The following is a 9,091-nucleotide window of genomic DNA, read 5'->3' as shown; positions in this document are numbered from 1 at the left end:
CGGTGCGGTGGCGCGCAGCGTGGAGATCGCCGAGGCGTGCGCGTTCGACCTGCAGAAGGCCAAGCCGGCGCTGCCCAAGCGCGGCATCCCCGCAGGACTCACGCCGATGCAGTACCTGCGCGAGCTGACGGAGAGGGGCTTCCAAGCCACGTACGCCGGCACCGACCTCGAGCAGCGTGCTCGCGAGGTCATCGCCAAGGAACTGGCGACCATCGAGGAGAAGGACTTCGCCGGCTACTTCATCATCGTGCACGACATCGTCCAGCATGCGAAGAAGCTGGGGATCCTGTGTCAGGGCCGGGGATCCGCGGCGAGCAGCGCGGTCTGCCATGCGCTGGGCATCACCGCGATCGACCCGGTCTTCTACGGCCTGCCGTTCGAGCGGTTTCTCTCCAAGCATCGCGACGAGGAGCCCGACATCGACGTCGACTTCGACTCCGATCGGCGCGAGGAGATCATCCAATGGGTCTATGACACCTACGGTCGGCACAATGCCGCCCAGGTCGCCAACGTGATCAGCTACCGGCCGCGGATGGCGGTGCGGGACGCGGCCAAGGCGCTCGGCTACTCGCCCGGCCAGCAGGACGCATGGGCCAAGCAGATCCACGGCTGGACCGACGTGGACGCCGAGGCCGACATCCCCGAGCCGGTCCGTCGGTTGGCCGAGAGCCTCCTGGGGGCGCCACGCCACCTGGGCATCCACTCCGGCGGCATGATCCTCACCGAGCGGCCGATCGGCGAGGTCGTCCCCATCGAGCGGGCACGGATGGATCGTCGCACGGTGCTGCAGTGGGACAAGGACGCCTGCGAGTACATGGGCCTGGTCAAGTTCGACCTGCTCGGGTTGGGCATGCTCGCCGCCCTCGACCACATGATGAAGATCGTCGGGCACCACCTCGGCGAGCGCTGGGAGCTCGACACCATCCCCAAGGAGGAGCCGGCGGTCTACGACCTGCTCTGCCGGGCCGACTCGATCGGCGTCTTCCAGGTGGAGTCCCGGGCCCAGATCGGCACCCTGCCGCGGCTGCAGCCGCGTTGCTTCTACGACCTGGCGATCGAGATCGCGCTGATCCGCCCGGGCCCGATCCAAGGTGGTGCGGTGCATCCCTACGTCCGCCGGGCCACCGGCCGTGACGACGTCACCTATCCGCACCCGGATCTGGAGCCGGTGCTGGAGCGGACCCTCGGCGTACCCCTCTTCCAGGAGCAGCTGATGGACATGGGTCGGGAGCTGGGCGGCTTCAGCGCCGACGAGGCCGATCTGCTGCGGCGGGCGATGGGCTCCAAGCGCGGGATCGAGCGGATCGAGTCGCTGCGAGACCAGCTCTACCGCGGCATGGCGAAGCGCGGCCTGATCGGCGACGAGGCGGACGCGATCTACACCCAGATCCTCTCCTTCGCGAACTTCGGCTTCGCCGAGTCGCACGCGCTCTCCTTCGCCAAGCTGGTCTATGCCTCCTCCTGGCTCAAGCTGCACTACCCGGGCGCGTTCCTGGCCGGCCTGCTGCGTGCCCAGCCGATGGGGTTCTACTCCTCGCAGTCGCTGGTCCAGGATGCCCGCCGGCACGGCGTGGAGGTGCGACGGCCGTCGTTGGTGCACTCGGGGGCGATGGCGGATCTCGAGCCGCTCGACTCGGGAAAGCTGGCTGGCGAGGAGCCGGATCGGGGCGTCGGATCGGCGTCCGCTAGCCAGTCCTCCGAGGAAGACTCGCGCGAGGCCTGCCTGCGTGACCACTCCGGACGCACCGACTGGGTCCCCGGCACCCCCGACCCGACCCCGGAGCACCGCCGCGACGGCCAGTACGCCGTCAGGCTGGGGCTCGACTCGGTCCGCGGCATCGGGAAGGAGGTCGCGGAGAGGATCGTGGCCGCCCGGGCACAGCGACCGTTCACCGACCAGCTCGATCTGTCCCGCCGGGCAGAGCTGGAGCCTCGCCACCTGGAGGCGCTGGCCACCGCCGGGGTCTTCGAGGACGCCTTCGGGCAGGGCCGGCGCGAGGCGCTGTGGGCGGCCGGCTGGACCGAGCGGGACGACCAGATCGAGGGCGTGGACATCGCCGTACCCGCGCCGCAGTTGCCGGCCATGGACGACGTCCAGCTGATGCTCTCCGACCTGTGGGCCACCGGCGTGACGCCGGACGGGCATCCGTTCGGGCACGTCCGCGAGCGGCTGCGCAGCTACGGCATCCCGGCGATCGCGGACCTGCCGCGGTACGGCGCCGGGCGGGTGCTGACCGTGGCCGGGTTCGTCACCCATCGGCAGCGGCCCGGCACGGCCGGCGGCGTCACGTTCCTCAACCTGGAGGACGAGACCGGGATGCTCAACGTGGTCTGCCTCAGCGACGTGTGGAAGCGGCACCGCAAGATCGCCACCTCGGCGGCCGCGATGCTGGTCGAGGGCCGGCTGGAGCGGGTCGACGGCGTCACCAACCTGGTCGCGCTGCGGCTGGGCTCGCTGGAGCAGATCCATCCCGAGGCCGCCCGTGCGCTGGCGGCTCGGCACCGCTCCCGCGACTTCCGGTGACGACTCCGACGACGTCCGGTGGTCACTCCGGGACATCCCCGATGGTCCGACAGCCCGGACGGAGGGAGAGTGGAGGCATGACCTCGCTCTCCCGTCCCCGCGACGGCCGCTGGATCGCCGGCGTCTGTGCCGGCATCGCCCGCCGTCTCGACCTGGATCCGAAGGCGGTCCGGATCGCCTTCGTGCTCTCCTGCCTGCTGCCGGGGCCGCAGTTCCTGGCCTATCTGATCCTGTGGGTGCTGATGCCATCCGAGGACTGAACCCGCGGCACAATGGCGCCATGCCCTCCGCCCTGCCCGACGGCGACCCCGCGCCCGCCGACGGCAGCCTGCCGGCGGCCGCGCTGAGCACGCTGGGCGATCGCGGACTCGGCGTGTACGTGCACGTGCCGTTCTGCCGGGTGCGGTGTGGCTACTGCGACTTCAACACCTACACCGCCGCCGAGCTCGGCCCCGGCGTCTCCCGGCAGACGTACGCCGACCAGGCCATCGCCGAGATCCGGCTGGCCCGCCGGGTGCTGGGCGACGCCCGGCCGGTCGACACCGTCTTCTTCGGCGGCGGTACGCCGACCCTCCTCCCGGCCGCCGACCTGACCCGGATCGTGGCGGCGATCCGCGACGAGCTCGGACTGGCCTCCGATGCCGAGGTGACGACCGAGGCCAACCCGGACAGCGTCACCCCCGCCGATCTGGAGACCCTCCGTGCGGGCGGCTTCACCCGGCTCAGTCTCGGCATGCAGAGCTCGGTGCCGCATGTGCTGGCCGCCCTCGACCGCACCCACGACCCGGCCAACGTGCCGGTGGCGGTGGCCGCCGCCCGCGCCGCCGGCTTCGAGCAACTCAGCCTCGACCTGATCTACGGCACGCCGGGGGAGTCGATGGCCGACTGGACCCGCTCCCTGGACGACGCCCTGGCGTGCGAGCCCGACCACGTCTCGGCGTACTCCCTCATCGTCGAGGACGGCACCGCCCTGGCCCGCCGGGTCAGGCGCGGCGAGCTGCCGATGCCCGACGAGGACGATCTGGCCGACAAATACACGGTCGCCGACGAGCGGCTGCGCGCGGCCGGCTTCGGCTGGTACGAGGTCTCCAACTGGGCCACCAGCGCGGCCCAGCGCTGTCGGCACAACATGCTCTACTGGCGTGGCGGCGACTGGTGGGGCGTCGGCCCGGGCGCGCACAGCCACGTCGGCGGGGTGCGCTGGTGGAACGTCAAGCACCCGGCGGCGTACGCCGAGCGCATCGGCGCCGGTCTCAGTCCCGTCCACGCCCGCGAGTCGCTGAGCGCGCAGGACCGCCGCGTCGAGCGGGTGCTGCTGGAGCTGCGCCTACGCGAGGGCCTGGCGCTGGACGTGCTCGACGACGCCGGCCGGGCCGCCGCCCCCGACCAGGTCGAGCGCGGCCTGGTCACGGTCCAGGGCGATCGGCTGGTGCTCACCGACGCCGGCCGGCTCCTGGCCGACGGCGTGGTCCGCGCCCTGCTCTAGCGCCGAATCGTCGATTTCGCACGCTCAAGTCGTCGATTTCGCACCACCGGCGGTGCAGAACCACCGATCGGAGCGTGTAAAACCACCGACTCGAGCGTGCAGACTCCCCCATTCGGGGGTGCGGGAGTCACGACTCGGTGACGAAGTCGATCAGCTCCTCGACCCGGCCGAGCAACTCCGGCTCGAGGTCGTCGTAGGAGTTGACCTTGGAGAGGATGAACTGCCAGGCGCGGGCAATGTCGGCCTGGTCGCGGTGGGGCCAGCCGAGGTGCTGGCAGATGCCCTTCTTCCACTCGATCGAGCGCGGAATGCTCGGCCACTCCCGCAGCCCGAGCCGTGCGGGCTTGACCGCCTGCCAGATGTCGATGAACGGGTGCCCGACGATCCGCACATGCGCGCCGTTCGGTCCGCGCGTGATCGCGTCGGCGATCCGGGACTCCTTCGAGCCGCGCACCAGGTGGTCCACGAGCACGCCGACCCGGCGCTGCGGCCCGGGCTTGAAGCCGACCAGGTGGTCGGCGAGGTCGTCCACGCCGCCGAGGTACTCCACCACCACGCCCTCGATGCGCAGGTCATCGCCCCAGACCTTCTCCACCAGCTCGGCGTCGTGCCGGCCCTCGACGAAGATCCGGGAAGCCCGGGCCACCCGCGCCGGAGCGTTCGGTACGGCGATGGAGCCCGAGGCGGTGCGCTTGGGCCCGGCCGGTGCCGCGGCGCGCGGCGTCGGAGCGACCAGGATGACGGGCCGGCCCTCCAGCATGAAGCCCGGGCCGAGCTGGAAGGTGCGCCGTTTGCGCCGCCGGTCCTCGAGTGTGACGGTGCCGAGCTGTCGGTCGACCGCGACGATCTCGCCGACGAAGTCGGTCTCCACCTCCTCGACCACCGCGCCGAGCTCGGCCGGGGTCTCGACCGCGCGGCCGTTGCGCGGCTTGCGCCAGTCGGTGGAGAGGACGTCGGTGCCGTATCGATCTGCCACCCGCTCATCATCCCAGCAGGCTCATGCGTCACAGCAGCAACACGCGGGCGAGTGCCGGGCGTCAGCAGAGCCGCGGATGGAGCTGCCGTCGCAGCAGATCGCCGAGCTGTCGCGGCGTGGTGGCGGCGTACGGGAAGCGCAGCACGGTGCGGTGGCCGCCGGCGCCGTCGACCCAGCGGACCTCGACGCCGCGGCTGGTCAGCGACGCGAGCGAGACGGCCAGGATGTCATCCGCGCGCCGGTCGAGCCGCGACGCGATCGCCTGGCGCAGCTCGCTCTGGTGGGCGTCGTTGGCATGCTCGGTGGCCCGCTGCAGGTACCCGCGGTTGAGCATGTGCTCGCCGGCGGCGAAATCGGCGACCGAGATGGCGATCCTGGTCCCCGCCTGGCTGAGCCGGATCGAGTCCAGGTCGACCGCCACCAGGTCGCGGAGCTCCTCGCAGCAGTCGCACTGATCCACACCGGTACGCCGCAGCCGCCCGGCAAGTGCGACGAACGCGTCCCGGTCGGGGGAGCCGGCGGGACCGAGGCCGCTGGCGAGGGTGAGCACGCAGCCGCGGCCCTGGGCGGCGGCCCGCGACAGCGTGCCGCCGACTCGGCAGGAGAACGTCGGCGCGCCGTCGAGGTCCAGCAGGCCGAGCCGGGCGTCGTCCGCGACCGGGTCGGCGACGCCGTCGATGACCAGGTCCACGGCGGCCGGGCAGGCGAGGATGCTCCGGGCGGTCTCGGCGGCACCGCGGGTCGCGGTGTCGGTGTCGGCCGGGCCGGCTGGGTTGGCGTTCACGCGATCCTCCTTGCGATTTAGGTAAGCCTTACCTAAACACAGGACGGCCGGGAGGACAAGCCTCGAGGTGGCCGGCCTGCGGTCGGTCGCGCGCTAGGATTGGCACTCACCGGGAACGAGTGCCAGTGGCCGACCGACGAGGAGGTGTGATGCAGAACGAACGCCGGCTGGCCGTGCTGCGCGCCATCGTCGAGGACTACGTCGCGACCGAGGAGCCGGTCGGCTCCAAGGCGCTGGTGGAGCGCCACGGGCTCGGGGTGAGTCCGGCGACGGTACGCAACGACATGGCCGCGCTGGAGGAGGAGGGGTACATCGCCCAGCCTCACACCAGTGCCGGCCGTGTCCCCACCGACAAGGGCTATCGGCTCTTCGTCGACCGGCTGACCACCGTCAAGCCGATGAGTGCAGCGGAGAAGCGCGCCATCGCCAGTTTCATGGCGGGTGCGGTCGACCTCGATGACGTCGTGCAGCGCTCCGTCCGGCTGCTCAGCCAGCTGACCCGCCAGGTCGCGGTGGTGCAGTACCCCACGCTCAGCCGGAGCACCGTGCGGCATATCGAGCTGGTGGCGCTGGCCCCCAACCGGCTGCTCGCCGTACTCATCCTCAGCACCGGCCGAGTCGAGCAGCGCCTGGTCGAGCTGCCCGAGCCGATCGACGAGGACGCCCTGGCCGACCTGCGTAATCTGATCAACCGGGCCGCCGTGGGCGAGGTGATCGCCGACGCCGTCACCGCGCTGGGGCGGCTGGTCGCGCAGCAGCCCGGCAGCCAGGCCGGTGCCGCGGTGGTCGAGACGTTGGTCGATGCGATGAGCGACCACCGCTCCGACGAGCGGGTCGCCGTCGGTGGGACCAGCAACCTGGCCCGCTACGGCGACAGCTTCGAGACCGCCGTACGCCCGCTCCTGGAGGCCCTCGAGGAGCACGTCGTGCTGCTCAAGCTGATGGGCGAGGCGACCGCCGGCGGGCTCGTCACCGTCCGGATCGGCGCCGAGGGCCCCTACCAGGAGCTCGCCCAGACCAGTGTCGTCGCGACCGGCTATGGTCCGCGCGACGAGGCACTCGCCACGCTCGGCATCGTCGGGCCGACGCGGATGGACTACCCCGGCACGATGGCGGCCGTGCGTGCCGTCGCCCGTTACCTGAGTCGGATCCTCGACGAGGCCTGAGCCTCCGCTAGTTGCAAGGAAGAAGACGTTGGACCCCTACGAGCTCCTCGGCGTCTCACGCGACGCCGACGACGCCACCATCAAGAAGGCCTACCGCAAGCTCGCGCGGGAGTACCACCCCGACGTCAACCCCGACCCGGCCGCGCAGGAGCGGTTCAAGGAGGTCTCGCACGCCTACGAGATCCTCTCCGACCCGCAGAAGCGAGCCGCCTACGACCGCGGCGGCGACCCGTTCGGCGGCGGCTTCGGGGCCGGTCAGGGCTTCTCCTTCACCGACATCATGGACGCCTTCTTCGGCGGCGCGGCCCAGGGCGGCACCGCGGCCGGACGCGGCCCTCGTCCGCGGGTACGCCGTGGGCAGGATGCGCTGATCAGGCTCGACATCGAGCTGGCCGAGGCGGCGTTCGGGGTCACCCGCGAGCTCAAGGTCGACACCGCGGTGACATGCGAGACCTGCCACGGCGAGGGCACCGCCCCGGGCAGCCACCCGATCACCTGCGAGACCTGCCGCGGCGCCGGCGAGGTCGCCCACGTGCAGCGCTCCTTCCTCGGTGAGATCCGCACCCTGCGGCCCTGCGCGGCCTGTCGGGGCTTCGGCACGATCATCGCCGACCCCTGCCGCGACTGCGGTGGCGACGGCCGAGTGCGCTCGCGCCGTACCCTCACCGTCAAGATCCCGGCCGGTGTCGACACCGGCACCCGCGTCCAGCTCGCCGAGCAGGGCGAGGTCGGCCCCGGCGGCGGCCCCGCCGGCGACCTCTACGTCGAGATCAACGTGGCGCGCCACGAGACCTTCACGCGGCACGGCAACGACCTGCACTGCACCGTCACGATCCCGATGACGGCCGCCGCGCTGGGCACCACGATCACCCTGCCGACGCTCGAGGCGGACCTGCCCGACGTCGCTCCTCAGGACGCCACCTTCGAGCTCGAGGTGCGGCCCGGCACCCAGTCCGGCACCGAGCAGACCCTGCGCGGGCGGGGCGTGCCGGGGCTGCGTGGTGGCCGGGGCGATCTGATCGTGACCATCGCGGTCGAGACGCCGACCAAGCTCGACCCCGCCCAGGAGGAGCTGCTTCGCCAGCTCGCCACGCTGCGCGGCGAGGAACAGCCGGAGGGCCAGCTGCGGGCGGCCGTCAGGGGCGTGTTCGGGCGCTTCCGCGACGCCTTCAACGGGCGATGACGCTGCCGGTCCACCTGGTGCCGACGCTGGCCGGCGTCGCCGCCGGTGACCGGGTGGGCGTCGAGGGTGACGAGGCCCACCACGCGGTGGCGGTCCGACGCCTGCGCGTCGGCGAGCGCGTCGTCCTCACCGACGGCCGCGGCACCGCCGTCACCGGGGCGGTGGCCGAGACGGGCAAGCGCCTGTTCACGGTGGCCGTCGAGCTGGTCGAGTACGCCGACCCGCCGACCCCGGCCGTCGCCGTCGTCCAGGCACTGCCCAAGGGTGAGCGCGGCGAGCTGGCGGTCGAGGTGCTGACCGAGATCGGCGTGACCCGGATCGTGCCGTGGGCGGCCAGCCGTTCGGTCGCGGTCTGGAAGGGCGAGCGGGCTGAGAAGTCGCTGGCGAAGTGGCGTGCGACCGCGCGCGAGGCAGCCAAGCAGGCCCGTCGATCATGGTTTCCGGAGGTGGCTCCGCTGGCCACCACGGCCGAGGTCGCGGCGCTGATCGCCGAGGCCGGGGTGGCCGTCGTACTCCACGAGGAGGGCGACGCCCGCCTCGCCGACGTGGTGCTGCCGCCCGAGGGCGATCTGCTCCTCGTGGTCGGACCCGAGGGCGGTCTGAGCGAGGACGAGCTCGCGACTTTCGAGGCGGCCGGTGCCGTCACGATCAGACTCGGCGCCGAGGTGCTGCGCACCTCCACGGCCGGCCTCGCCGCGGTCAGCGCGCTGCTGTCCCGCACCGCCCGCTGGGCCTGACGCTGTCGTCTACTCGCCGGTGAGGTGGGGTGTGGCGGTGTGGATGGTGAGGGTGTGTGGTGGGCCGGTGATGGTGACGGTGGGGGTGAGGTGTTGCCATTGGCCGGTGGTGTTGCCGGTGTGGATGCGGTAGTCGGCTTGGTAGGTGGTGTCCAGGCTGGGGTGGATGGTTGCCTGGCGGCGGTATCGGTGTGTGATCGTTTGGTGTGGGTAGGGGGCGCCGGGGCCTGTGGTG

At 72.0% G+C, this 9,091-nt stretch carries 8 protein-coding genes and 1 pseudogene; 6 read left to right on the top strand and 3 right to left on the bottom strand.

Annotated elements, in window-relative coordinates:
• The 3 genes from VHA72_RS09960 to hemW form a co-directional block, all read left to right on the top strand.
• A partial coding sequence (locus VHA72_RS09960) for an error-prone DNA polymerase (RefSeq protein WP_325574749.1) occupies positions 1-2,524 on the top strand: 2,524 nt, incomplete at its 5' end.
• Positions 2,525-2,601: 77 nt separating this feature from the next.
• Positions 2,602-2,784 (top strand): PspC domain-containing protein, encoded by a 183-nt coding sequence (locus VHA72_RS09955; RefSeq protein ID WP_325574747.1) that lies wholly within the window; start codon positions 2,602-2,604, stop codon positions 2,782-2,784.
• A gap of 20 nt (positions 2,785-2,804) precedes the next feature.
• On the top strand, positions 2,805-4,010 hold the full coding sequence (gene hemW / locus VHA72_RS09950) for a radical SAM family heme chaperone HemW (protein ID WP_325574745.1): 1,206 nt from the start codon (positions 2,805-2,807) through the stop codon (positions 4,008-4,010).
• Between the two features lie 127 nt (positions 4,011-4,137).
• Here the strand turns inward: hemW and VHA72_RS09945 are convergent, their stop codons facing one another.
• Together VHA72_RS09945 and VHA72_RS09940 are read right to left on the bottom strand one after the other, a co-directional pair.
• The gene (locus VHA72_RS09945) at positions 4,138-4,986 is read right to left on the bottom strand and encodes a DUF3097 domain-containing protein (RefSeq protein ID WP_325574743.1); all 849 of its coding nucleotides are present in this window, start codon (positions 4,984-4,986) and stop codon (positions 4,138-4,140) included.
• A gap of 61 nt (positions 4,987-5,047) precedes the next feature.
• Positions 5,048-5,770: a hypothetical protein gene (locus VHA72_RS09940; protein ID WP_325574741.1), complete on the bottom strand. Its 723-nt coding sequence runs from the start codon at positions 5,768-5,770 to the stop codon at positions 5,048-5,050.
• A 149-nt stretch (positions 5,771-5,919) separates the two neighbouring features.
• Here VHA72_RS09940 and hrcA point away from each other — a divergent pair, with 149 nt between their 5' ends.
• From hrcA to VHA72_RS09925, 3 genes are read left to right on the top strand one after another with little or no spacing between them, the layout of a single operon-like run.
• Positions 5,920-6,936 carry a heat-inducible transcriptional repressor HrcA gene (hrcA, locus tag VHA72_RS09935; RefSeq protein ID WP_325574739.1) on the top strand — a complete coding sequence of 339 codons (1,017 nt, stop codon included), beginning with the start codon at positions 5,920-5,922 and terminating at the stop codon, positions 6,934-6,936.
• Between the two features lie 28 nt (positions 6,937-6,964).
• Complete coding sequence (gene dnaJ, locus VHA72_RS09930; protein WP_325574737.1) at positions 6,965-8,119, top strand: molecular chaperone DnaJ; 1,155 nt, start codon at positions 6,965-6,967, stop codon at positions 8,117-8,119.
• Positions 8,116-8,856, top strand: coding sequence for a 16S rRNA (uracil(1498)-N(3))-methyltransferase (locus VHA72_RS09925; protein WP_325574735.1), 741 nt, complete (start codon positions 8,116-8,118; stop codon positions 8,854-8,856). Before dnaJ ends, VHA72_RS09925 begins: the two co-directional genes overlap by 4 nt.
• Before the next feature lie 9 nt (positions 8,857-8,865).
• Here VHA72_RS09925 and VHA72_RS09920 read toward each other — a convergent pair.
• Positions 8,866-9,091, bottom strand: a pseudogene (locus VHA72_RS09920) (hypothetical protein); the annotation flags it as partial.

The organism is Nocardioides sp., assembly GCF_035547795.1.
Taxonomy (GTDB): Bacteria; Actinomycetota; Actinomycetes; order Propionibacteriales; family Nocardioidaceae; genus Nocardioides.
This window is presented reverse-complemented; position numbering and strand designations above follow the sequence as displayed.